22 protein-coding genes and 1 pseudogene are annotated in these 24,769 nt (G+C 39.6%); 6 read left to right on the top strand and 17 right to left on the bottom strand.

Annotation, left to right across the window (positions count from 1 at the left end; genetic code table 11):
* Positions 1 to 17: 17 nt before the first annotated feature.
* Complete coding sequence (locus tag ACFX4X_RS14455; RefSeq protein WP_061463172.1) at positions 18 to 662, bottom strand: lysozyme family protein; 645 nt, start codon at positions 660 to 662, stop codon at positions 18 to 20.
* Between the two features lie 213 nt (positions 663 to 875).
* On the opposite strand from ACFX4X_RS14455, the gene ACFX4X_RS14460 reads away from it, so the two are divergent.
* Positions 876 to 1,031, top strand: a complete 156-nt coding sequence (locus tag ACFX4X_RS14460) for a DUF4021 domain-containing protein (RefSeq protein ID WP_284470784.1) — start codon at positions 876 to 878, stop codon at positions 1,029 to 1,031.
* A 179-nt stretch (positions 1,032 to 1,210) separates the two neighbouring features.
* On the opposite strand, the gene ACFX4X_RS14465 is transcribed toward ACFX4X_RS14460, so the two are convergent.
* The 5 genes from ACFX4X_RS14465 to ACFX4X_RS14485 all read right to left on the bottom strand — a co-directional run bounded on the left by ACFX4X_RS14465 (position 1,211) and on the right by ACFX4X_RS14485 (position 5,328).
* Complete coding sequence (locus tag ACFX4X_RS14465; protein WP_377384396.1) at positions 1,211 to 1,996, bottom strand: glucose 1-dehydrogenase; 786 nt, start codon at positions 1,994 to 1,996, stop codon at positions 1,211 to 1,213.
* A gap of 48 nt (positions 1,997 to 2,044) precedes the next feature.
* The gene (locus ACFX4X_RS14470) at positions 2,045 to 2,797 is read right to left on the bottom strand and encodes an SDR family NAD(P)-dependent oxidoreductase (RefSeq protein WP_377384398.1); all 753 of its coding nucleotides are present in this window, start codon (positions 2,795 to 2,797) and stop codon (positions 2,045 to 2,047) included.
* A 34-nt stretch (positions 2,798 to 2,831) separates the two neighbouring features.
* Positions 2,832 to 3,620, bottom strand: coding sequence for an SDR family NAD(P)-dependent oxidoreductase (locus ACFX4X_RS14475; protein ID WP_284470787.1), 789 nt, complete (start codon positions 3,618 to 3,620; stop codon positions 2,832 to 2,834).
* A 112-nt stretch (positions 3,621 to 3,732) separates the two neighbouring features.
* The gene (locus ACFX4X_RS14480) at positions 3,733 to 4,383 is read right to left on the bottom strand and encodes a GntR family transcriptional regulator (protein WP_377384400.1); all 651 of its coding nucleotides are present in this window, start codon (positions 4,381 to 4,383) and stop codon (positions 3,733 to 3,735) included.
* 147 nt (positions 4,384 to 4,530) lie between these two features.
* Positions 4,531 to 5,328, bottom strand: coding sequence for a DUF2935 domain-containing protein (locus ACFX4X_RS14485; protein WP_317777425.1), 798 nt, complete (start codon positions 5,326 to 5,328; stop codon positions 4,531 to 4,533).
* Between the two features lie 425 nt (positions 5,329 to 5,753).
* Here ACFX4X_RS14485 and ACFX4X_RS14490 point away from each other — a divergent pair, with 425 nt between their 5' ends.
* Positions 5,754 to 6,398 carry a formylglycine-generating enzyme family protein gene (locus ACFX4X_RS14490; protein WP_377384424.1) on the top strand — a complete coding sequence of 215 codons (645 nt, stop codon included), beginning with the start codon at positions 5,754 to 5,756 and terminating at the stop codon, positions 6,396 to 6,398.
* Positions 6,399 to 6,753: 355 nt separating this feature from the next.
* Here the strand turns inward: ACFX4X_RS14490 and ACFX4X_RS14495 are convergent.
* The 11 genes and pseudogenes from ACFX4X_RS14495 to ACFX4X_RS14545 form a co-directional block, all read right to left on the bottom strand.
* Positions 6,754 to 8,554 (bottom strand): annotated as a pseudogene (locus ACFX4X_RS14495) (S9 family peptidase).
* 220 nt (positions 8,555 to 8,774) lie between these two features.
* Complete coding sequence (locus ACFX4X_RS14500) at positions 8,775 to 9,782, bottom strand: C40 family peptidase (protein WP_375166297.1); 1,008 nt, start codon at positions 9,780 to 9,782, stop codon at positions 8,775 to 8,777.
* Positions 9,783 to 9,801: 19 nt separating this feature from the next.
* Positions 9,802 to 10,884, bottom strand: coding sequence for a dipeptide epimerase (locus tag ACFX4X_RS14505; protein ID WP_377384402.1), 1,083 nt, complete (start codon positions 10,882 to 10,884; stop codon positions 9,802 to 9,804).
* A 15-nt stretch (positions 10,885 to 10,899) separates the two neighbouring features.
* A complete protein-coding gene (locus tag ACFX4X_RS14510; protein ID WP_377384404.1) occupies positions 10,900 to 12,060 on the bottom strand; it encodes a DUF819 family protein in 1,161 nt (386 codons plus the stop codon).
* Between the two features lie 197 nt (positions 12,061 to 12,257).
* Positions 12,258 to 12,575: a DUF3870 domain-containing protein gene (locus ACFX4X_RS14515; protein ID WP_284470792.1), complete on the bottom strand. Its 318-nt coding sequence runs from the start codon at positions 12,573 to 12,575 to the stop codon at positions 12,258 to 12,260.
* 559 nt (positions 12,576 to 13,134) lie between these two features.
* On the bottom strand, positions 13,135 to 14,001 hold the full coding sequence (locus tag ACFX4X_RS14520; RefSeq protein WP_377384406.1) for a nitrilase-related carbon-nitrogen hydrolase: 867 nt from the start codon (positions 13,999 to 14,001) through the stop codon (positions 13,135 to 13,137).
* Between the two features lie 73 nt (positions 14,002 to 14,074).
* Positions 14,075 to 15,559 carry a sodium:solute symporter family protein gene (locus ACFX4X_RS14525; protein WP_377384408.1) on the bottom strand — a complete coding sequence of 495 codons (1,485 nt, stop codon included), beginning with the start codon at positions 15,557 to 15,559 and terminating at the stop codon, positions 14,075 to 14,077.
* Positions 15,556 to 15,756 (bottom strand): DUF3311 domain-containing protein, encoded by a 201-nt coding sequence (locus ACFX4X_RS14530; RefSeq protein WP_377384410.1) that lies wholly within the window; start codon positions 15,754 to 15,756, stop codon positions 15,556 to 15,558. The genes ACFX4X_RS14525 and ACFX4X_RS14530 overlap by 4 nt, the downstream gene beginning before the upstream one ends.
* A 135-nt stretch (positions 15,757 to 15,891) precedes the next feature.
* Positions 15,892 to 17,124: a Zn-dependent hydrolase gene (locus ACFX4X_RS14535; protein WP_377384412.1), complete on the bottom strand. Its 1,233-nt coding sequence runs from the start codon at positions 17,122 to 17,124 to the stop codon at positions 15,892 to 15,894.
* 102 nt (positions 17,125 to 17,226) lie between these two features.
* Positions 17,227 to 18,846 carry an amidohydrolase gene (locus tag ACFX4X_RS14540; protein WP_284470796.1) on the bottom strand — a complete coding sequence of 540 codons (1,620 nt, stop codon included), beginning with the start codon at positions 18,844 to 18,846 and terminating at the stop codon, positions 17,227 to 17,229.
* Between the two features lie 319 nt (positions 18,847 to 19,165).
* Positions 19,166 to 20,044 carry a hypothetical protein gene (locus ACFX4X_RS14545; RefSeq protein ID WP_089362178.1) on the bottom strand — a complete coding sequence of 293 codons (879 nt, stop codon included), beginning with the start codon at positions 20,042 to 20,044 and terminating at the stop codon, positions 19,166 to 19,168.
* Positions 20,045 to 20,187: 143 nt separating this feature from the next.
* Here ACFX4X_RS14545 and ACFX4X_RS14550 point away from each other — a divergent pair, with 143 nt between their 5' ends.
* From ACFX4X_RS14550 to ACFX4X_RS14565, 4 genes are all read left to right on the top strand, one after another.
* Complete coding sequence (locus tag ACFX4X_RS14550) at positions 20,188 to 20,523, top strand: hypothetical protein (protein ID WP_377384414.1); 336 nt, start codon at positions 20,188 to 20,190, stop codon at positions 20,521 to 20,523.
* Positions 20,524 to 20,580: 57 nt separating this feature from the next.
* Entirely contained in the window at positions 20,581 to 20,925 is a 345-nt protein-coding gene (locus ACFX4X_RS14555) for a hypothetical protein (RefSeq protein ID WP_377384416.1), read from the top strand.
* A gap of 725 nt (positions 20,926 to 21,650) precedes the next feature.
* Positions 21,651 to 22,604 carry an arginase gene (rocF, locus tag ACFX4X_RS14560; RefSeq protein ID WP_061463155.1) on the top strand — a complete coding sequence of 318 codons (954 nt, stop codon included), beginning with the start codon at positions 21,651 to 21,653 and terminating at the stop codon, positions 22,602 to 22,604.
* A 374-nt stretch (positions 22,605 to 22,978) separates the two neighbouring features.
* Positions 22,979 to 24,415, top strand: a complete 1,437-nt coding sequence (locus ACFX4X_RS14565) for an amino acid permease (RefSeq protein ID WP_377384418.1) — start codon at positions 22,979 to 22,981, stop codon at positions 24,413 to 24,415.
* Positions 24,416 to 24,769: the final 354 nt, after the last annotated feature.

Below are 24,769 nucleotides of genomic sequence, written 5' to 3' on the forward strand. Positions count from 1 at the left end.
AGGCTTTTTGTTCCCCCTCACTCCCCATCGGCTTGTGCCGATATACTGTCAAGTTCATCGATATTCTTCGTTACCTTTGCACTGTATGAGTAGTCACCGTAGCAATATGGATATCGGAAATTCTCTTTGTCTCCGCCGCAATCATAGAGGGTGGGGTTTTTTTCGACCTGAAGCAGGGAGAACTTCTTCGCAAGCTCTTCAGTATGCTTGCCCCCTTTATTTGCAACGAAATCAATATAACCAATTCCCATGTTATAAGCTTGAATGATCGTAGCAAAATCCACGTCCTTTTCATTGCCATATTCATTGATCCTATTGAAATGTTTCACTCCATACTTAATGCTTTCCGTTGGATCTGTGATTGTATTCGGGTCAAGCCCCGCCGACTCAGATGCCTGCATTGGATCACCGCCCCGTCCTCGGCTTTCCTGCTGCATCAAGGCAATCAATGTCGAAGTATGCTCCTCAAGTCCGTATTTAGACAGCTCGTCGCGGAGAAGTGTACTATACTTTTTTACGTTCGCAAAAGAATCAAGCGAATTTACTGATGTGGAAACATTTTCGGAATATGGGCTTTTCATGATCTCCTTTATAAGCAAAAATGCAAAAATCAGGATGAAAATGACAAAAACATTCTTAGATCTCTTTCGTTTCTTCTTCACATTCTCTCTCCGTTATCTCTAGGTTATATATTTATATCTTAACAAATAGTAAGAGTAATAACTATTTAGAATATCATTAAATGTTCAGGATAATGAAATTGGTATTCTATCTATAATCTCTGAACTTAGCCGCAAGAAATCCTAAAAGTACCTGAGTCACTTTAGTATATTTATTTGGACAATGAGACATCCTAATAGTTGGAGGTGTTATGTATGGATAAGAAGAATGATAAAGAAGAAATCCTTGACGACAAAAAGAAAAAATCCACGAACGACTTTGGGGCAGATCCAGATGAACAAGAGATGAATGGTCTGTATGGTATGTTGGAAACTGAATATGAAGATAATCTTCACGATAAAGAAAAGTAACGATTGGTTTCTTTAATGTTTGTTAAGCGCCTTAATATGGCGTTTTTTTATGAGTTCCGCTACTATTCTAATGGTTCGTATTTCGTTTCTGATTTTTAAAATTTGAATTCATTTGGTCATAAAATAAAAGGATACGATTAAAAAGGGAGTGACCTAATACTGTCACTCCCTTTACACGTTTAGTATTGTGAAGATTGTCCGCCATCAATCGGAATGACAGCCCCGTTGATGAACTCCGATTCCCCTGATAATAGGAAGGCGACTAAACGGCCGACCTCTTCAGGTTTACCAAAGCGTTTCTTAGGATTCACACTGACGAAATCCGCCATTGCTTCTTCCCAATTTTCCCCGCCTATTTGCCTGAATGAACCTTCTACCATTGCCGTTAAGATAACTCCTGGTGCAATGGCATTTATGCTGATTCCATATTGACCATATTCTATGGCAGCTGTTTTCGTTAAGCCTGCAACAGCATGCTTACTCGCAACGTAAGCACTTTGGTTAAGCACAGCACGAATTCCACCTACGGAAGCCACGTTCACAACTGCCCCTGATCCTTGTTCTTTCATGATTGGCAGAATGTATTTCATACCATAGAACACACCATTGATATTGATGTCCGTCACTTTGTTGAAAACTTTGCTATCGTATTCAGCCATAGGGGCTTGTTTACCTTCGATACCCGCATTATTATAAAATGCATCGATTCTTCCATACTTGCTGATTGTTTGGTCTACATAGTTCTTTACTGCTTCTTCATCCGATACATCTGCAGTGACCAGAAGCACGTCCGATTTTGGTGCAATTTCCAAGATTAATTTTTTTGTCACTTCCAAAGATGAATCGTTTAAATCAACTAATGAAAGTTTAGCCCCTTCTTTAGCCAATTCCAATGCGGCTGCTTGTCCTAACCCTGATCCTGCCCCAGTAATGATTACAACTTTGTCATCGAATCGTTCGCTCATTTGTCAAAACTCCCTTTTTAAGTTATTTCGAAAATCCTTTGATTATAATTATCCTTTAAAGCTTAAGAATCCATCATCAACAGGGATGACTTGTCCATTAATGGCGTCCGCTTTTTCAGAGAACAAGAACGTTACAACTTCAGCAACTTTTTCTGGCTGAATCAATTTTTTCCTCATATGAAGTTGTGCCAAACTGTCCAGGAACTCTGGATCTTCACCAATGATCGGCGTTTCGATGAAACCTGGTGCAACGCCGACGACACGAATCCCATATTGCGCAAGTTCAATGGCACCGGATTTAGTCATGGCGATGACTGCAGCTTTTGCGGCATGGTAATTAAAGCTGCCAATTGAAACCATTGTCCCATATATAGAAGCGGTATTAACGATCGTTGCCCCAGTTACACCAAGCTCCACCATCTTCCTTGCTGCATAATACATGCCATAATATACGCCGTGTTGGTCAACATCAACGACTCTGTGGTATGATTCTGGATCCATTTCCAAAAATGGTTTTACTAGTCCAATTCCAGCGTTGTTGAATATGCCATTGATGGTGCCATGATTGGCAATTGCTGCTTCGACCATCGCTTCCAATTCTTCCGCTTTAGCTACGTCCACTTTCACAAAAGATGCCGTGCCTCCCTTTTGTTGAATAGATTCAGCCGTTTCCTTAGCGGCAACATCATTATAATCAGCCGCTACGACAATAGCTCCCTGTTCAGCTAATTTATATGCCGTTTCCTTACCAATTCCGCTGCCCGCTCCTGTAATTATTATGACTTTTCCTTTTAAACTCATCTATGGGTCCCCCTTTAATAAAGTTTTTTGCTTATCAGATTAAAATGGCCCCTCCGTCGATTACAAGTTCTTGACCCGTAATGTGGCTGGAAAGATCGGATACTAGATACATCATTAGATTTGCGATTTCCTGAGGCTCAGCATACCGGCCATCCGGAGTCGTTGCTTCCAACTGTTTTCTAGCCGTTTCTGCTGCCGCGGAATCACCTTGGCCAAATCCGCTTTCAATCGACCGCATCATAGCCGTGTTGACGACACCTGGGCAGACCGCATTCACCCTGACACAATGTGGAGCAACTTCGACACCAGCTGTTTTCGTCATTCCAAGAACTGCATGTTTACTTGCGCCATACGCCACCATGTTTGGCGTTGCCAGTAAACCCGCTCCGGAAGCTGTATTCACGACTGCCCCGCTTTTTTGTTCAATCATATGGGGCAATACATGTTTTAAGCCCAAGAAAACGCCGCGTACATTTATTGACATTAATTGATCGAAAACCTCAGTAGGATAATCGATAAGAGGCATTATTTTGCCTTCCCACCCGGCATTATTCAAGAAAATATCGATTTTGCCATAGGAATCTATCGTTTTTTGAACATAATTTTTAATGTCGTCTTCCTTTGTAACATCGGCCTTTACAAATTTCGCTTCGCCGCCGTTTTCTTTGATTTTATTTACCGTTAGCAGGCCAGCCTCTTCGGAAAGGTCTACAACAACCACTTTGGCTCCATTTTCTGAAAGTGTAATAGACGCTGCCCGGCCGATACCCCCGCCGCCGCCGGTAACAATTGCTACTTTTTCTGTAAAATCGAATGCTTGCATAATATCCTCCCTTCTCCCTTTAATCTTGGTGATGATATTCTTGTTTGAATACGATTACATCATAACATTATTTTTGTCGATTGTCGACAATTTGATTTTAGAGTCAAAGACTCTACATCACTCCACGACTCAAGGCTTCATGAATTTCATTTTTTGCTTTAACGAAATCATCTTCTAGAATGGCCTCAATGGACATTTTTAATCTGAAATGGAAGTTTTCCATCGTTTCCGTATTCCACTGACTTTGGGCAAAAACCATGAGGATATGACTGGCTTCTTCAAAAAATCTTGATAATGCTTTATTATTAGCGATTGAAAAAATATAGCGAAATATCTGTGTTGCCCTTTTTTGATACTCGATTACATTCCTATTTTCACACTCATCGGTTGCACTTTCCAAATGCCTTTGTAATGATTGCTTATTTTCTGCATGCCACTTCCCTTGGGAAAAATCAATGCCCATCTGGATCAACCCGATCGTAACATCATTATATTCAATGATTTCCTTTTGTGAAAATGGCTTGACGATCGTTCCCCGCCGCGGCATCCTCTCAACAATACCGTCAACCTGCAATAGATATAGGGCTTCCCGTACGGGTGCACGGCTAGTGTTCAATTCTTTGGAAATGTCTTCTTCGACGATTTTCTCTCCAGCTTCTATTTCACCTTCAATGATTTTTTTTAAAATGTGTTTAGCGATTTGTTGTGGTAACGATTCTCCAAAATAAATGCCATCTGTCAAATTGGAAGAATTTCCAAACATCTTTCAGCACTCCTATACTTCTATAATTAATTTTAGTTCTTCTAGTATAACATAAGGATAAGAATTAACTTCCTTTATAAATCACATCCATTAAGGAAAGCACATATAAAGAGCCCGTTTAAAGAAAGGGCTCCATGAGGTACTTTTTTATTCGACTAGCCTCGGTTTCGCTGGATCGCAGTTTGGCTTTTCCGTGTTTGTCGATTCTGCCAGTTTCGTTAAATAATAACATTCTTCACGCCACATATGATCTGCCATTAATGGGGAAAACGTTCCAAGAGCCTGCGCACTAAGCTCAAGTTCCTCCAATTCAAGCAGAAAGTGCTGAAAGAGTTTCATTTCCAATTTGACGTCCGCATTCATTTTTTCCAATGCCGGGAATGTTGACAGATTTGTTCGTAAATATCCAGCCAATTCAACTGCTTTTAAATAATAATCATTAAAATGTTTTTTATATTGGTCACTTTTCTCTTTTAATCTTTTTTCAACATCGTCCATGTTGGATGATATTGCCCCTGCATGCCCTGCTGCATCTAACAGCCAAACCAAATGATGATGGAGTTCATGAAAAACCGGCGGCATTTGATTTGCATTGAAGTATTTCAATAATCTTAAATATTCTTCCAATTCGTTCACCATATGATTAATGAAAGTAGGTGAAAGATGTATTTTAATTTTCCCTACCAGATGTTCTTTTAAAAGGCTTAGCTTAAACTCCCGAAGTCTTAAAACTTCCTCTTCTGCCATGACAGTAAGTTGAGAAATCTCTTCAGAATTGGCTTTACCAAGGAGAGTATCAAATACTTGAATGAATTCTGAAGCAATTTCAATGTTTTCCACTTCAACCGGAGCTAAAGATTCATGGATGAATCTGGAATGGTCTCCTAAGATTTGCAGCCAAAACCGGTGCTCGAACCTTGCTGTTTTCTCCAAAAACTCGTTCATTTGCTATCCCCCAAATTTTAAAAGTATCGAAACTTCACTTATAATTTGTATTCCATGAACTACATACTTATTAATATTAATTGAGGGCGAAATTAAAGTTGCATACACCAAGAAATTAATGTTCTGCAATCCCAATTGAATCAAAAATCCCGTCTACTAAAGAAGGTGAGTAAGTCAAACGAGTGAAAAACCCCCCTTTTTTTCTGCCTTCAGTTACCAAAAAGTGGTGTTATTCAAAATATTGTGAACCGCCTTTGCTTTATATTTTAATTGGTTTTTGAATCTAGATTACTCTGTTTATTGTAAAAACAAAGGTAATTTTTATATTGAATTAATGGATTTTATTGTGGTAAAATTTACAAAATTATGATTATTAGGAGGAAGGATAATTGTCAAATGAAATAATGAGTTACTTTGACTATCCAATGGTGAAAATTCCAGGGGGAGAAATAGAATTAAGAGACGATAGAATAAAAAGCAAATGGAAAGCTGATATAAAACCGTTTCTTCTTGCCCGGTATCCTGTAACTATAGATCTCTATTATGCTATTTCAAATAAACCACCTAATTCTATTGACGGAGATCTAAAACCTGTTGTCGGTATTTCTTGGAATGATGCAATTTCTTTTTGCAATCAACTTTCACATAAAGCTGGACTTAGAGAATGTTATTCTATAAGTAAAAATGGTGAAAACATTAATTGTGATTGGGAAGTAGACGGTTACCGACTCCCTTCAGAAGCAGAGTGGCAATATGCATGTAAAGCGGGGACTACTGGATATAGATATGGAGAGATTGATAAGATTGCCTGGTATAACGGAAATTCAGGGGGCAAAATCCATGAAGTGGGAAGAAAGGAACCGAATTCATGGGGACTGCATGATATGTTAGGGAATGTTTGGGAGTGGTGTTGGGATTTATATGATGAACAAGTATACGGCGCTTATCGAATTTTCCGAGGAGGAAGCTGGGCTGAAGAGGCCAGGGGGTGTGGAGCTTCATGTCGTCGTCGTAGCCATCCGACATTTTGCATAGACGACCTTGGATTTCGTCTTGCCAGGTCTATATAACTTCTACAAAAACTGCTTTCACCGATATACAAAAAACGCTCCGTGAAATTTAAAGGCTCCTTAAACCTGGCTACACTTTGTTATCCATTAATATGACAGCAGAAACCATCCTTATTTTGCCCCCATAAGAAATCATGAACTTTGAATGTTCAATCGTTAAAGAAGGATTGACACACCCGAATGGTTGCAGATCTTCAATCAATCGGAATGACATATCTATAAATCATGAAGTCAAGTAGGGTTTATTTGAAAAGAACTTCCAGTTTTCAACATGAAAACCCCTGCCTCATCACTCTGAAAGTAATTGGCAGGGTTATGCAATTCAATTGTAAATCTCCAGAATATTCGTTGCAGTTTATACCTTCTCTGTTACACCTGCGAATCGATTCAAGAATGAGAGTATTTTTCGATAGACGGCAATTTCATTTTCTTTTTTGGAAAATCCATGGCCTTCATCTTCTAGAAGCATATACTCGACATCTCTTCCTTTGTCTTTCAAAGCTCGAACGATTTGATCTGATTCCTCTTTGACGACGCGGGGATCGTTTGCCCCTTGAATGACAAGCATCGGCTTTGTCATGGATTCTAAATAGGTGATAGATGAATACTCGATTAATTTTTCCTTATCTTTTTCCGGATTTCCTACCCATTGATCCATAACCGGCTTCCAGTCTTCTGGAACGGAATTGATAAATGAGAAAAGGTTAGATGGTCCAAAAATATCGACAACTGCCTTAAGGTAATCCGCATGGCGTCCGTGTAGCAGAAGTGCCATATACCCTCCGAAGCTGCCACCCATCAATAAAATGTTACCTTTTTGTGCATGCCCTTGTTCAATCAGCCAATCAAGACCGGTTACATTATCAAGGCGTGGTCCATTTCCCCAATCACCCTCTACCATTTTCATGAATTCCAAACCATAGCCAGTAGAACCGCGGAAGTTTGGCGCAAAAATACTGTAACCATGATTCAGAAAAAATTGAAAGGAAGTCCTGAAGAATTTCCGTTCGGCCGCCTGAGGTCCTCCATGAGCCAAAAAATGATTTCACCAATCTCATTTTCCTTGCTTGCCCTAAAAAATAACGATTCGATCTCCAGCCCATCATAGGAAGGGTATGTAATGATGTCCGGTTCAAATAATTCGTTAGAATCGACGCCAGGGACAGTATATTTGGTTAATGATACCCACTCTTCACCGGATTTTTTATAAATATTATGTGGCTTGGTTGCGCTCATGCCAAATAAATAAAGCGTGCCTGATGCAGCAACCTCAAGTTTTCCGATGACGCTGCACGGGACATTGATATTTCTCCAATTTTCATTTTGCAGATTGAATTCATATAATTGATCCTCTGCACCCTTTTGACTGGTTATATATAATAATTGGTTCTCTTTACTATATTTCATGGCACTAAAACTCTCATTATACAATTCTTTAACTTTACTGAATCGGTTTGTTTCAAGGTTGTATGAAGCCAAATAAGTAAAGTCCGAATCATAATCAGTCAATAAATATATCATCGAATCTGAAACAAAAACACCATCATTCACTGTGTGTTGTTTCTCAGTAGGCGGCGTAAGCAGGAGATTTTCCTTCCCCCTTTTTGCATAGAGAAGGGTATTTGTATTAGCAAAGTCTTTATAGTAAAGTAGGGTTTCTTCATCAGGGCTAAAGCCAAACAGATAGGTCGCTGCATCCTTCCCCTCCAGGACCAGTGTTTCCTGTCCTGATTCTAAATCTAAACAATAGGAATTTAGATAGGAAGGGTTTCCTCTTGATGTTGTGTAAAAGAGCTTTTTACTGTCATTGGATAAAATCGGCATGAAATTACGTGTGTTTTCATGATGGACGATTTCCTTCATTGTCCCGCCTTTTAAGGGAATTCCATAAAACTGGGTATTTTCATTGCCGTCTTGATCGAAACCAGCAATTATAAACCCGCTCTGTTTATCAAATACCAGCTCTTGACAGCTTTGATCAATGGATGTAAGCGGATAAGGAAAGCAGTTTGGCAGATCCATTCCCATAAATTATACTTGCCACTCAAATTCGTACTGAACACCAGTTGTTTCTCATCCGGACTAACTGCAAAATCAGCAATGGAAAAAGTTCGTAAATATTGCTCAACATCAGGTTTGGGAAAAGTGATCTTCATTTGCAACCCCTTATATTATAATATAATGAAAAGTCTGTAATTAATTATACCATATTTTACCTTATTGATATATGTAATTCAAAAACCTAAGGTAGTAGCCAATTCAAGTTATTTTGTTGAAAAAAACACAGCTGTGATCATTGCTACTTCTAACGCTTGAAAAATCTTGTTTTAAATCCGAAAAAGCCTAAGAGCTCGGTGCTCTTAGGCTTTTTTAAAATCAATCGATATATCTTCTTGCTCCGGCATATTCCTCTCCGTATCCCGATGTTTTTATTTCATCTATCCTTACATGTGTAGAGCTGTTTGGAGAATGAATCATTTTCCCGTCACCAATATACATTCCAACATGATGCACCTTACCTTTTCCTTTATCATAGGCAAAAAATAGTAAATCGCCTTGTTGAAGATTTTCCTGTTCCACCTTTTTACCATGAAGCGCCTGAATGGAAGAGTCCCTTGGGATCGTTATACCGTTAGCATGGTACATGGTATAGGTAAAGCCAGAGCAGTCAAATCCAAAACCGGACATTCCAGCCCATAGGTAAGGAAGTCCTAAAAAATCTTTTCCTGATTCTACAATGTCCTTACCGGTTGGAACTGGAATTTGACTTTCGTCTTGATAAACGGACACGTCATTCGTTTCTATCCATTTTGCTCCATTACTTGGTGTCATCACCTTCACTTTATCTTTTTTCACCTGTAATAGCGGAAGGCGTGTATCGAAGCTGACCTCCATGAATTTCGACCGATGTTTCGAATCCGAATAAAGCCAAGTCTTTGGAGCAGTTACAAGGGCAAACCCTCTATTAAACTGCTTATTAAAGGATTTTCCTGATTTCAATTGCCCTTTTGGCATCCATCCAGGATAACCTGCATCATTACGGGGTGTCAGCTGATTGGCAACAGCAACTTTCACCCATTCACCCCGCTCTTCAAGAATGGTCACTTTAGAACCATATAACGCCTGGGTTTCCAGGTTACCCACAAGCCACAGTTTATCTTCATAATTCATGGAGCGTATCCATGCATTCAAATCGACGGGATTCGATGCAGAAGGAGCATCGATGTCCCTTAATAATCCCGGCTCCGTCCAAAGAGTGGCCACTACTACATCTACATAGGCAATTCTCTCCTTCTCTCTTGAACTAGCTTCATTGGGACTGAATACTAAAATACCGATAGTAAATAAAGATATCACTACAACTGTTAACCTTTTCAAAATAATCACCCTTTCGAAATAGTTTTTATTGAGTAAATGAGGATTTCCTCTTGACTCCTAGTCCAGGTTTCTCGGAAATGAGAAGTTGATTTTTCGCAAATTGAATGCCCTCAAATGGTTCATCCTTAATCCATAATGGTGCATCTAAATCAATCTTCGTTATATTTGGATGGGCGGTTGCCAGATGAGCCGCGGCTGCTACGCTCACGGATGATTCCATCATACTGCCGATCATGCATTCCACCCCGACTGCTTCTGCCAGATCCGCGATTTGAAGTGCGCGTCGAATGCCTCCTGTTTTCATTAATTTAATATTAAGGAAATCAACAGCATGTTCATTCAGGAGCCTCATGGCATCACGAGGGGAAAACAAACTTTCATCGGCCATGATAGGCACTTGGACGCACCTCTTTATTTCTTTTAAACCTTCGATATCATGGGCTTGCACGGGTTGCTCCACCAAATCAACGTTCAGCTTTCTTTCCTCGAGTTCATGAATGATTGAAATTGCTTGTTTTGTTGTCCACCCTTGATTTGCGTCAATCCTGATAATAACTTGATCGCCAACAGCAGCACGAATGCAGGCAACCCGCTCCACATCACTCTTCCAGTCTTTCCCCAGCTTTATCTTCATTGTTGAGAATCCGCAATCGATGAGGGACAATGCCGCCTTTGCCATTACTTCGGGTTCATCCACGCTGATTGTCATATCATTTTTCAGGACATTTGATTTACCACCCAGATATTGATATAAAGGGAGCCGCCATCGTTTGCTGACTGCGTCATATAAGGCGATTTCAACTGCAGCTTTTGCACTTGTGTTTCCTACACAGGATAATTGGATTAGTTGAGACAATGCGTTGATATTCTCGATGTCGCGGCCAATTAGATGTGGCGTGATCACTTCTTCAATGATGGTCATGATTCCATTTGCAGAATCACCTGTTATGGCAACCGTAGGGGCTGCAGCCCCCAAACCTTCCGTTCCATCTTCCAACTTCACCGAAACCATGATATTTTCAATTTCCATTGTTGTACGTAATGCAGTTTTGAATGGCTTGACAAGTGGCAAGGTTTCCACTGATACTTGTAAACTTTCAATCTTCATATTAACAACCCTTCCTTAAAAGCTTAAGAGTATATATGATGTTAGAATTCCAAAATAGGTACCCAGAAGACTGCCGAGTACAGCCATCAAAATCCCGACCGGTATTAGCGCACGGTTGAATGCCCCTGCCAATATAGGGGCTGATGCCACACCCCCTATATTGGCCAATGAGGCAACTCCCATTGTAAATAGATCCAACTTAAAGATTTTGGCCAAAATGACCATGATCAATCCATGAAAGAATAGAATCATAAATCCGGATAAAATATACACAGGTGCTTGAAACAGCTGTGAAAAATCGGCATGGGAAGCAATTAAACCAATGACTATATAAAGCATGACTTTTGAAATTTCCATGGAACCGGCAATACGTCCAACCTTTGTGACAGCCAGAATTAAACCTACGGTCGAAGCGATGATGATCGTCCAAGTCGTTCCATTCACAGCGGCACCCAGTACTGGCAGGCTTTCCCCAATTTTGATTGCCCCTGCTGATACAATTAAAGCAAGTGCCAAGAAACCAATCAATTCCACGAATCCAAATTCCGTCTTGGCGGTTTCCCCTGCTTCAAGCTCAGATGTCATTTGATCAATGAAAGATGTATCCGCTTTAGTCCAAATATTGAATTTTCCTGCAAGAGGCACCAGCCAAAACAAGAACATGACCCAAATGGAATAATTGACTGTATCCATGATTAACGCATAGCCAAAAATATTTTCAGGTACATCGAGTATGCCTTGCAAAATCACCATATTGGCAGATCCCCCAGTCCAGCTTGCGCTTAAAGCAGAAAATGCCTTCCATGTTCCTTCCGCATAAAAACCATTCATTAAAACGTAAGTAAGAGTGAACCCGCCGATGATACTGAATGAAGCGGCAAAAAAAGTTAAAAGCATCTTAGGTCCGAGTCTGATTATTTTTCGCATATCGCATTGCAAAAGCATGAGCATCAACATGGCAGGCAGCAGGAGGCCACGTATGGTGCTATATGCACTTTCGACTGATTCACTATCTGAAAATACCCCAAATGTTTTCATCAGAGCAGCTCCAATATAAATAAGGACAATACCAGGAACATACTTGAAGAACCTTCCTCCTATCTTTTTTTCCGCTACCGCAATCACTGCAGTAAATGCCAATAAAAAACAGACAAACATCACACCGTCTTGAATCATTTCCCATACCTCCTTATATTTAAGGGATTCTATTAAACTAAAATGTCATTTTCATCTTCGGTAAAAAGACAATAAGCAGAAGAAATCAAATTCGACAGTGAAGCCTAACGAAGCCCTACATAAAAAATCCAGCTGCCAAAGAGCGCCTACACACTCTTTAACAGCTGGATTTCAATTGCGAATAACAAATGAAGCAGCTATAACTTATAAAGTTGATGATATTTAATGCTCGCATTTCTTAGAGCGACGGCCAGTGCTTTCTGAGATGACCCAAAGTAACGTTTCTCAATTTCTTTTTCCAATTCATCGGGTCGAAGAATGGATTTGCCCACTAACATGGATTGAATGAACCTTGATGTAAGCGATATCGTTGTCGAGCATTCCACATCCACTATTTCATGTGTATCACTATCAATGACGAACCCGATAAAAAAGCAGTTGAATTGCTGTGTAATAGGGTTATTAGAAGCTGCCTTCGATTCGCCGACTATATATACTGTTTTCTGATGAAACATACTTTTGTGCCTCCTGCCATTACAGACATCGTAACAGGTATAAATAGGGTGTCTATCTATATTATTACAATATGAAATGGCTACATATATTCTATTATATGCAATATGCATTTGACAATATATTTCGTATATTAAGTTAATTCCCGATTCCTCCGGCAATGAAATAGAAAAGCGCTGACTTCACGAGTAATGGCTTTCGATTAAGACGAAATGACCCATTATTAAACAAAAACCTACTCCTAAACTAATACGCTGAAATACGCTGCATAAATCCTTGTTAATCTAGCCAAAATTACCTTGAACCGCACCTGAATAATTTTCGTCATTTTCCCCGCCTATTGCAATGGTGCTGACTAATGCAAATGTCATGATGATCAAAACCAATATAGAAAAGTTCATGCCAAGCTCCCTCTGCTAACCGCATTTGCTTTTTTGTAAAATTCTAATTAATGATATTTTATTCATTGTCGTGTTTTAATATCATGGTTCGGGATGCATTCCGAACCTCCTTTTGTCGACAAACTGAGAACTATTGTATTAATAAGTCTTTTCCAACCGATTAATACAGCTTCTCATAAGGCACATACTTCGCATACATATCTTTTCTGCGATTACGATCATTGAAAGTGGTTGCTGCACCACTTTTTCGATTCTCATAAAGTTCGTCTATATCGACCGTACCGGTAATAATGGTATGTTCATTCATTTCAGCCTCAACTACTATACCATTTGCTGGCCAAGCACTGTCACAGGGGCTAAGTATACTGGCACGACCGTATCCGTCCGGCAGGGGTGCCCCTGGTTCACCAACTGTGGGGCAATGAACAAAATATACCTGATTCTCGATTGCACGTGCATGTGCACAATGGCGAACTCGCCAAAAACCAGCCTCTGTAAACGTGTATGATGGACAAAAAATGATGTCGGCCCCGTTCACTGATAATATTCTTGAAATTTCAGGTATCTCCGCTTCATAACATATTGCTATTCCAATCCTAACCGGACCAATGGAATAAACCTCCAGATCATCGCCTTCAGAGGTACACCAATTTGCTTCAGCAGGAAAGATATGAGTTTTTTTATGCTCAACGTATGATCCGTTTCTATCAAAAATGTATGCAATATTGAAGTATTCATTATCGCGGCGTTCCAGATGCGTGCCCGCAATAATGATCTGTTTTCTTTTTCTTGAAATTGACCTGAAAAGTTCTTTATATTGATTGGTATATTCATCAATCCTCATAACGGATGAAGCATCCTGTATTCCAAAGGTCGCTGATAACCCGATAGTTAACAATTCAGGAAAAATGATATAATCCGAGTCTTCGGGAACTTGGTTGATCAATTCTTCCACCTGTTTCTGAAATTCATTGAAAGTTGACACATTTTCTACACGGAATTGGCAAGCCGTTATGTTAATTTTCACGAAATCCCTCCCAAATCATGCCCTACCAGTTCATCCTGTCAGTAATCCCCATGGAAAACTTGATTAAACGCAATCAGGATATTTTATTCAAATCATTCATTTCATTCTCTTGCATAGCGATATGTTTAGTCAGTGCACTTACAATGAATGTTACTAGTATATTAATTAACAAAGCTATGACACCTGTACTGATATCATTAATTACATGCGGTATACCCGGCAGGAATGTCGCAACCTTAACATCTGCAATTGTCGCATATAGAACGATTAGGACGCCTGCCAAGATTCCTGTCATCGCACCATACTTATTAATTATATTATTTTTTGGTAAACTGCAAAACAAGGCAGGTGCCAGTTGGGTTATTAAACTATATGACATGATATTCAAGATGGCCAAAGCCTCGCCGCCTGTTACCGTAACAATTAAAGCGATTATTGAGATACCAATAATAATTAATCTTGAGACGATCAATTGATGTGTTTCACTCGCAGAAGGTACCAGAACTTTGAAAAAGCTATTTGTCAGACCTACCGATGCAGCCATTAGCATGACTGAAGCCGGTACAAGGGCAGTCAATAAACCTGCAGCTCCGATAAACCCTATCACCCATGGATCGAATGTTTGAATCGCCAGCCTTAACAGTGATAGATCCCCATCTGCTCCTTGTAAGCCCGGGATTTCCATGATAGCTGCATATCCTATGAAAAAGACGAAAAGCAGTAACAGTGTGTATAAGGGTAAAGCAATGGCATTTTTGCGAAGGGTTCTTTCACCATTCGACGATAAAACAACCATGAAAGTTTGTGGCAGTAAATAAAATCCCAGTGCATTCAGCAAAACGGTGGACACAAACCAGGACTGACTCAATCCGTGATCCGCCAAAACTAACATTTCCGGTTTTGCCGCTTGGACTGTCTCGAACATTGGCTGTATGCCCCCGAAGTAATGAAATGGGATGTAAATCCCCAAAAAGATAACGACAACCAAAATCATGAAATCTTTTAGTATCGCAGTCCATGCTGACCCATGAATGCCTGAAATCATTACATAAGTAGTTACGACTACAGCACCGATAACACTTGCAGCAACTGGTGAAATCGCTCCATAAGATGCTTCTGAAACAATGATGCCTAATCCTTTGAGCTGTATGACTATGTACGGAACGAGAGCTAGGCTTCCCAATACGGCCACGATCATCCCCATTGATCGGCTCTTGTATTTAGATGCAAAATACTCCGGCTGAGAGATAATGGAATGGCGTTTGGAGTATTTCCATATTTTAGGAACAAGCCAATACGATAGGACGTAGGCTAAGAATATATAGGCGGGAACATAATAAGCAGCCGCACCTTTTGAGTAAGTCCACCCACTTCCGCCCAGAAATGTGAAAGTTGTATAAATTTCACCTGCTATCAGCAGAAAAATGAAGAATGTACCGAAGCCCCTGCCCCCTACGGCAAATTGCTCCATATCCATATCCTTCCCTTTTCTTGCTTTGATCCCTAAATAAAGTGCGAGCACCAAGAAGATGGAAATGATGAGTAATGAGATATTCATTCAGGATCACTCCCTTTATTATCAGGATCGAACCTATAGACAATCATTAAAATAACTGAAGCCATCACCATCCAAAATGCAACCCAAAATAACAAAAAAGGCATTCCCAATATGTACGGTTCTATTTTATTTGCATAGGGCAATAAACCCAAGAACCCTATGAATGGAACAAAAAGCAATAGCTTAATAGCATTCAAATTATACCCTCCCCTTGTTAGGTTCTTAACATGGAATCACCATCAGTCAAGTCGACTTACATACAAAACTGATGGTTTGATAGCATAAACGTTAGTTACGGATATTTCCTTCTTTCAACAAAACATATATTCGCCTTAATTGGACTGGATGGCAAGGACCGTTTCCAATATTACATTGACGCCTTTTTCACAATCTTCCCAAGTAGTAAGTTCCTCTTCACAATGACTTTTACCTTTGATGCTTGGTACGAAAACCATGGCAGTCGGTATAAAACTAGCTATAAACTGAGCATCATGTCCAGCACCGCTTACCATTCTTTTATATGGTAGACCTAATGAATTGGTCGATAGTTCAAGCAAATTGCAAATTGATTTATCGAACCAAACGGTATCCCTGTCCCATAATTTTTTCACTTGAATGTCACAGCCTCCTTCTATACCTGTGGTTGTAAGGCCTTCAATGACTTCCTCCACCTTTTCGATGACCTTGAAATCCTTATGCCTTGCTTCTAGCGAAAAAACTACTTTATTAGGGATGACCGTATGGATATTAGGAAACACATTTACCCTTCCAATCGTAAAAACCAAATCGTCATCAAGCATGCCTAATTTCTGACGAGCCTCCATAATCAAGCTATTCGCAGTGAAGAACGCATCCTTTCTCATAATCATCGGGGTGGTTCCCGCATGATCGGATTCTCCAGTAACTTCCATTTCATAGCACACCATTCCAAGGACACATTCAACGACACCGATCGTTAACGATTCACGTTCAAGAATGGGCCCTTGTTCAATATGCAATTCTAGAAATGCAGTCGCTTCTTTTAAACGGGACTCTTCATTTCCTGCGTATCCAATGGCATTTAAGGCACTTTCGAAAGTGGTTCCTTCACTATCCGTCTTTTGCAGCATGATGGATTTCTCGAATTTACCCGAAAGAACTCCCGAAGACATCATGGAAGGTTCGAATCTGGCTCCTTCTTCGTTCGTAAAATTGACGATCATTACCGGAATTTTAGGCTGGATATTATTTTCCACCAGCGTCCGCACGACTTCCAAGCCGGCAGCTACACCCAAGATACCATCAAACCGCCCGCCTTTTTTCACGGTATCCATATGTGATCCTAAAACAATTGGCGGTTTGTCTTCAAGTCCCGTTAAAGTAGCGTAAATATTCCCCATGTCATCAACCTTAATGGTCATCCCCAATTCTTTACAACAAGAGCAAAAGTAATCACGGACTAATCGATCTTCCTCGGACAGGGATAACCGTGTGACTCCGTTGTTTTCTGTCCGTCCGAAATCCGCAAATTTCTCGAGCGTATGACTCAGTCTCTCACCATTAATTAATAATTTTTGCTTTTTCATAATGAATATCCCCCTTTTAGATAACCTGCTAAATTCTACATAGGTTGGCTTAAGCAACAAAATTGAAGTTTAAGGTCTTTGTCGTTTAATAGTTCCTATAGATTATATTTCCACCAATGTTTCCCTATGATAGAGAATCTCTCCGTTTAGAATCGTTGATTCAACTTTTAAATCCTTGATATTTTGAGGATCTACTTTCAATATACTATCATTCAATACTACTAGATCGGCTAGCTTCCCTACCTCTATGCTGCCTTTGACATCCTCATCGAAACTCGCAAAGGCGCCATTCCATGTGTATAGTTTAATGGCCTCCATTACGCTAATCGATTGAACCGTACCTATCTTCATACCGGACCTGCTTCTTCTATTAACTGCAACATGTATGCCTAATAAAGGGTCGTGATCAGTAATGGGAGCATCAGATCCACCTGCGGCCAAGATGCCATTATCAATATAATCACGGGCGGCGTACATGCGGTTGACCCTATTACCGTAGTGTTCGATATATATATCACCGAATTCATAAGGAAATGGGGGGTTGGGGATTGGGATGATTCCAAGTTCTTTCATCCTCTGTTGTAAATCTGGCGCAGATATTCCAGCATGCTCAATTCTATGTCTATGATCTTTTCTTGGAGTTTCATTCAAAGCCTTTTCCACACAATTTAAATACATCTCTATCGCCCTGTCCCCTTGGGCGTGTACTGTGATCTGATAGCCTTTTTTATGTGCCTGACCTAATACTTGATAGATTTCTTCTTCTTTATAATAAAGAATGCCAAAATTGCCAGGATCACTCGAATAGGGCTCACGGGTAGCGATCGTCGGACCGGTGCTGCTGCCATCCGTAAACAATTTAGCCGGTCCAATTTTAAATCTTTCGTCCCCAGTTCCGGTTACGATTCCAGAAGATACCACTTTGTTTACAAATTCATGCGAATTATTCAATGAACCTACCATCGCATAGATGCGGACACGTATATCCTTACTTTTAATGGCTTGCTGCATTAAACGGAAACTTTCAGGACCATAAGCACCAGCTTCATGAATGCTAGTTATGCCTGCGGCAATGAAATGCTCCGATGCAATTTTCACTGCTTTCAACAGTTCACTTTCTGAATAGCTTGCAATGTCGGCCATTATCATATTTGCTGTTTCAATTAGTTTGCCTGTATTCCTCCCTGCCTTATCCTTTTCAATAATCCCGCCTTTTGGATTCTCTGAGTTTTCATCAATTCGGGCAAGTTCTAACGCCCGGCTGTTCACAACACTTATATGGCTGCATGTACGGGTTACCATAATGGGATGGTCTGTTGAAATGGCATCCAACTCTGTAATTGTTGGATACCGTTTTTCTTTCATAGCGGTTTCATTGAAGCCCCAGGCGCGGATCCATTCACCTTTAGGGATTGTCGAAGCTTTCTTCTTCAGATCGATTAACAAATCTTTTACAGATTCTATATGTTCAGCTTTACAACTTACTGCCAACTGGTTGACACCGTACAATATAAGGTGAATATGAGAATCTATAAACCCAGGCAGTAATGACTTTCCCTGCAAGTCAATCACATTTGTTTCTTCTCCGATAAAAACCTTCATTTCCTGATTCGTTCCAACTGCCGAGATGCGATTTCCTTTAACTGCCAAGGCTTCTGCGATTGAATTTTTTTGATCAACTGTTATGACCTCGCCGTTTATGAATACGATATCAGCCTTCAAACACTCACCACTTCCTTTTCTTTTGTTGTCCATATCCTGACTTATTGAAATATTCTGTTTTTAATAGATTCATTATATCTACACCAGTTTGTGAATTCATTAGACAAATAGTCAAAAATTTTATCGTTTTTTTACACCTTTCATATGATTATGTCTTATCTTTGTATGATTCATTGATAAAAGTCCCCTATTTATCTAGCCTTAGAAATGGATGAATAAAAATATTCCTTAGGAGACTTATACGAAACAAAAAAAAGATAGGTACAGCAGTTGATATGCTTACCTATCCCTTTCATTCCGTTTTTCAGTTGTATGACAATCATTTCAATCTCCCTATAATTCCAATGGTCAAATACTGTTTATTTGCATTAAAATCCCATGGCCAATACCGAAGGGATAATTCACTTTTACCCACTTTTTCAATAAAAGATTTTATCCCAATCAATGCTGCCCCATACCCCACGTTTGAAGCTAAGACAAATATGGCACCAAGCCCTTCATTAATGGTATCCATATACTCAGGTTCGATTTTTAAGATATCAGTCCATGTAATATAGAATCCATTTTCCTTGATACATTTAGAAATAGAGTGATTCAACGTTCGTACTATCTCATCCCTTAGATCTAAAAGTCCATTCTTTATCTCTTCTGCGTCTTTATTTTGATATTGGTTTGAGTAATCAGAAAGCAGTTCCTTGGCCCAATTATAAAAAAGTTGAGTATAAATGGCGGAAGTTGCTATAACGTCAAAACCATTATAATGATTGGCAAAAATACTTTCAGAAAGCTGACCTAACCGATTCTCGGCATCCTTTACATACTGAATAATTTCCTCTGCCTTTTCACCACGATCCAGCATGGAAGATAGGTGGTGATCAAAATCCATTTTATCGAGGCCTGTAACATCGATTTCAACAAGCTGAATTTTTTTTCGAGTATGTTCAGGCAAATTCTCTATACCCTTTTCCATACTTTCCATATCAATATCGAATAAATATATGGAATTGCATTTAGCTGCTAGATAATCGATATCCAAATCATCGCAATTCCCTGCACCAACGATAGCCATTTTATCAACAATCTCTTTTTTCGAAAAAACGGCATCGAATAACCCTGTAACTTGTGAACGATGCTGTTTCCACCTCATCTTTCTGAATTCATCTCGGTTATGATTCATTTCTCTTTGAAAGGTTTCCAAATAAATCTCTCCCTTTAGGGTACTATCTATATAAATATTGTAACAAAGTATCCCGATATGTGAATCGCAAATAATTTAGATTTCACAGCTAAAAAAGAGGCACTCCTTAAATTCAATTGAATATAAGCAGAGATAACGGGAGGGTGTTCCTTGAGCAAAACAAGAAAGATTTCACTGACTTTATTAACTATTTTCTTACTCAATATGGCCGTGTCGTAATACTTGTGTTTTCATTCACAAAGAGTATGAAAGCTGATCCTGAAGAAGAAAAAAAGGTTAGAATTCAAGCTGAACGGTATTTAGTGAAAAACTTTGAAGATAAAACGGAAATATATGATGTCCTCTATAATAATATGGGTAATTGCAACTATTTTGAATATGCAACTAAAGTGAAACATAAAAAATATGGTACTAAATTTTTAGTTTACTTTAATGATGAAACAGGGGAAATGGAAGATACCTTCTTATCTGAAAAATAGCAAGATGATGCTGAAAAAGAGATAAGGCCTTATATTGAAAATGAACTGGGGGACATTTTGAAATCCAAGGATATGGGAGATATTGCAGAAAGTGATGATTGGGAAGAGATTCAACAAGGAATAGGCGATTCGAATCAATTAGTCTTGGTCTTTGATGAGGGGATCGGGAATGAATTGAAGATTGATCCGAATAAACCAGCAAGCTATAAAGATTATGACGTGGTCCCAACCATTCGGATCACCCTTTCACGTAAGAAACAGAATGCAGATGAAGACCGCTTTACTGTAATTATCGCTGCACTAAAAAAAGATGCATGGATTAAACATGGAAATATGAATGTAGAATATAGCATTAGCAATGGTGTTCCTCTGGAAGATGAGGAATGGAGTCAATCATTTTAATGGCACTCATATTTTTTAACAAAGCGATATGAGCAGCAATCATAGCCTGACGCTACTTTACCTATTTTGTTTTCCGGCAGCAAACCCTTATGATCCAATATGAAATCGGGGCTGCAGTTCCCACTTTCTCCAACAAACTTTCCTATTCTTTTGGTCGGAAATATCTTTGATTTTTCCGCTCGTCGTTTTTTCATGATATTTGCAACTAGTACAAAAAACATACTGAGGATGAATAATCCAAGATACATAGATTATGCCGACATGATGGACTATAGATTATTATATTTCGTTTCTCACAGTTAACCTCAGTTTGGCAAACAGCTCTTGGTTTTTGGTCAGAAACAATCCTATTCAATATGAAAACGAAATGTCCTTCCATGATTTGTATATGCGGCTGCTCCATTTCCTGAATAATATACCTAATAAAAATATTCAATATTTCCAACGGAGTCCTTAACGGGAGATTTTGATCGGTCGAGCTCCCACTCTCATCGGAAATATCAAAAGAGTGTAGATTTTACAGGTATTCAACCCACTTTTTTAAATTAATTCACATACCCTATACGGTAATGATTTTATACACTTCACCACTCAAAAATAGGAATTTTAACCCAGAGCTTTCACCCTTTTCTTAATCGTATAAATATTCAAAAAAATGTCGAGTTGAGTCATCTAGCCTTTTACCCTTATACTAGGGAAGAAAAATCGAAGGAGGAGAATTATACATGAAGAAAGAAATTTCAATAATTGGTGTTCCAATGGATCTTGGTCAAACTAGAAGAGGAGTGGATATGGGACCTAGTGCCATTAGATATGCAGGATTGAGTGAAAGACTTGAAAACATTGGCTATACTGTCCGTGATGAAGGTGATATTATAGTAGAGATAAAAGAAAGAGCACAAAGTGATAGCGACACAAATTTAAAGAATCTACAGGATGTTGCAGAAGGTAATGAAAAATTAAGTCAAAAAGTGGATGAAGTCATCCAATCAAATAGGTTTCCTTTAGTATTGGGGGGAGATCACAGTATAGCTATCGGCACATTATCCGGTTTAGCGAAGCATTCTGAAAATTTAGGGGTAATTTGGTATGATGCGCATGGCGATTTAAACACAGCCGAAACTTCCCCATCAGGAAATATCCATGGTATGTCCCTTGCAGTAAGTTTAGGCCTTGGCCACCCTGTACTGACTAACATTGGCGGCTATTCCCCAAAAGTCAAACCAGAGAATATTGTCATTATTGGTGCCCGTTCTTTAGATCAAGGTGAGAAAGAACTAATCAGGGAAAAAGGCATTAAAGTCTATACTATGCATGAGATTGATAGAATGGGTATGACAAAAGTGATGGAAGAATCGATTGCCTATCTGAAAGAACGTACGGATCTTGTACATTTATCCCTTGACCTTGATGGTCTTGATCCAGATGATGCACCAGGGGTCGGAACGCCTGTAATGGGAGGCATTAGTTACCGTGAGAGCCATCTTGCCATGGAAATGCTAGCTGAAGCTAATATCATTACATCTGCAGAGTTTGTAGAGATAAATCCAATATTGGACGAGCATAATAAAACGGCTGAAGTTGCTGTAGCATTAATGGGCTCATTACTTGGAGAAAAACTGCTTTATGGAGCGGAAGACCACCTTATCACTTCAGGTTTACTGGTAGATGTAAAATAGATCGAACCCTATTGAGATGACAGTTATTGATAGAAATAGAGAGAGAGTTCACTAATGGATGCTTCATTGGAAATATCACATCAGGGTGCTTCTCTCCCCATTTGCGGATGATCGACATGTTCAATTCACACCCTGGTTTCCTGACGCTTGGCTTCCTTTTCTTTATTAAGCGGCGCTATCGTTTATTCTGCATAGATGCCTATGTTCATTGTCACATCTTTCTTAAATGCAGAAGTAATCTCTTTTCCGAGGGAATTCGACATCTCCTAAGATTCAAAATCGAAGCTTTTAGACTTGTGATTGAACACAAATTCCCTAATAACGTCCCAACATAAATGAAACCGTTTGCACCCATCAGGTAAAGGAGTCTTTCAATGAAAACAGCAGATAATCAACCAAATGAATTAAAACGGAGTATGAAAGCTAGACATTTATTTATGATTTCAATAGGGGGATGTATTGGTACCGGCTTTTTCCTTGGTTCAGGCTATACCATTCATGAAGCAGGTGCCATCGGTGCTATCCTCTCTTACATAGTTGGCGGCTTCATCATGTATTTGACGATGCTTTGTCTAGGTGAACTATCGGTTGCCATGCCTGTTTCCGGATCGTTTCAGACATATGCGACAAAATTCATCGGTCCTGGAACCGGCTTTGCCATTGGATGGCTTTACTGGTTAGGTTGGGCCGTTACAGTTGCCTTAGAGTTTCTGGCAGCAGGACAGCTTATGCAAAGATGGTTTCCTGGATCACCCGTTTGGATGTGGTGCGCAATCTTTGCTTTTCTCATATTTTCACTAAACGCTTTATCAGCAAAGGCATTTGGCGAATCGGAGTTTGTTTTTTCCAGCATAAAAGTATTGGCCATCATTCTGTTCATCATCGTTGGCGGTGCTGCCATGTTTGGTCTTATTGATATGAAAGGTGGACAAGAAGCACCATTTTTCTCCAACTTTTTCAGTGAAGGCCTCTTCCCCAATGGGATATCGGCCCTGCTTATCACAATGATTACAGTGAACTTTTCATTCCAGGGCACAGAGCTAATCGGAATTGCCGCGGGAGAAAGTGAAAATCCAGAAAAGGTCATACCTAAATCGATCAAACAAACAGTTTGGCGTACCCTTTTCTTCTTCGTTCTTTCTGTCTCTGTTCTTTCAGCGCTGATTCCAAGGGAACAGGCAGGAATCGTTGAAAGTCCATTCGTTGTTGTATTGGATAGTATCGGAGTTCCTTATGCGGCTGACATCATGAACTTCATCATTCTAATAGCGCTTTTGTCCGTTGCAAACTCCGGCCTTTATGCGGCAACACGTATGCTTTACTCGCTTTCTAAGGAAGGCATGGCAAGTCCGAAGCTCGGTATGGTAAATAAGCGAGGAATTCCGCTTAATGCCTTGCTTATCACCCTTGCAATAGCTGGTTTGTCTTTACTTTCAAGTGTAGTAGCCGCCAAAACAGTGTTTGTCTTTCTTCTCTCCCTTGCAGGATTAGGAGCACAAATTGGCTGGATTGCAATCGCGGCTTGTCTTCTTGCTTTTAGAAGATCATATACCCGCCAAGGCGGAAAGGTAGAAAATCTGAAATTCAAAGTACCGCTATACCCATTCATCCCCATTCTTGCCTTGATAGCAAACTGCATCGTCATGATCAGTCTTGCGTTTGTTCCCGAGCAGCGCATGGCCCTTTATTGCGGGGGGACATTCTTCCTTGGATGTTATGCGGTTTATCACTTTAGGGTAAAGCAAAACAAGAAAGCAGAAACTCCTAAGCAGGAAGTTCAATTAAATGCCGGTAAAAAGATGGTCATTTAATCTTATCCGGATGGCTGTGGAAAAGAGTATAGCGATGGAAAGCGCTCTTGATTCCGATAAAATCAGTATAAAGAAAAAATACCCTGGATGGTTTCATACCCAGGGTATTTTTTATACTTAACCACAATTAATTGGAAGTTACATTTCAGTTTGTAGACAAAAGGGGTTCGGAATTAAAAAATTCCGAACCCCTTTTTGAGATTCCCTTTGAATTTTTGCCTGAAGTTAGGAGATTGGGGCTCTACGAGCCCACTATGTTAGGCCATTTTTGGACCTCGCCATGTCCAATTGGCCATCTTCTTTAAATTAATGGCAGCGAAAGTAAGCATCGCCTGCATCGACAATTTTTTAAGT

The sequence above is a fragment of the Peribacillus sp. YIM B13481 genome, from assembly GCF_042787985.1.
Taxonomy (GTDB): domain Bacteria; phylum Bacillota; class Bacilli; order Bacillales; family DSM-1321; genus Peribacillus; species Peribacillus simplex_A.

Excerpts from the sequence above, each read along its gene's own strand:
- ACFX4X_RS14460 (WP_284470784.1), top strand. The coding sequence starts at position 876 with ATGGATAAGAAGAATGATAAAGAAGAAATCCTTGACGACAAAAAGAAA.
- ACFX4X_RS14465 (WP_377384396.1), bottom strand. The coding sequence starts at position 1,996 with ATGAGCGAACGATTCGATGACAAAGTTGTAATCATTACTGGGGCAGGA.
- ACFX4X_RS14470 (WP_377384398.1), bottom strand. The coding sequence starts at position 2,797 with ATGAGTTTAAAAGGAAAAGTCATAATAATTACAGGAGCGGGCAGCGGA.
- ACFX4X_RS14475 (WP_284470787.1), bottom strand. The coding sequence starts at position 3,620 with ATGCAAGCATTCGATTTTACAGAAAAAGTAGCAATTGTTACCGGCGGC.
- ACFX4X_RS14480 (WP_377384400.1), bottom strand. The coding sequence starts at position 4,383 with ATGTTTGGAAATTCTTCCAATTTGACAGATGGCATTTATTTTGGAGAA.
- ACFX4X_RS14485 (WP_317777425.1), bottom strand. The coding sequence starts at position 5,328 with ATGAACGAGTTTTTGGAGAAAACAGCAAGGTTCGAGCACCGGTTTTGG.
- ACFX4X_RS14490 (WP_377384424.1), top strand. The coding sequence starts at position 5,754 with ATGGTGAAAATTCCAGGGGGAGAAATAGAATTAAGAGACGATAGAATA.
- ACFX4X_RS14505 (WP_377384402.1), bottom strand. The coding sequence starts at position 10,884 with ATGAAGATTGAAAGTTTACAAGTATCAGTGGAAACCTTGCCACTTGTC.
- ACFX4X_RS14510 (WP_377384404.1), bottom strand. The coding sequence starts at position 12,060 with ATGATTCAAGACGGTGTGATGTTTGTCTGTTTTTTATTGGCATTTACT.
- ACFX4X_RS14515 (WP_284470792.1), bottom strand. The coding sequence starts at position 12,575 with ATGTTTCATCAGAAAACAGTATATATAGTCGGCGAATCGAAGGCAGCT.
- ACFX4X_RS14525 (WP_377384408.1), bottom strand. The coding sequence starts at position 15,559 with ATGAATATCTCATTACTCATCATTTCCATCTTCTTGGTGCTCGCACTT.
- ACFX4X_RS14535 (WP_377384412.1), bottom strand. The coding sequence starts at position 17,124 with ATGAAAAAGCAAAAATTATTAATTAATGGTGAGAGACTGAGTCATACG.
- rocF (WP_061463155.1), top strand. The coding sequence starts at position 21,651 with ATGAAGAAAGAAATTTCAATAATTGGTGTTCCAATGGATCTTGGTCAA.
- ACFX4X_RS14565 (WP_377384418.1), top strand. The coding sequence starts at position 22,979 with ATGAAAACAGCAGATAATCAACCAAATGAATTAAAACGGAGTATGAAA.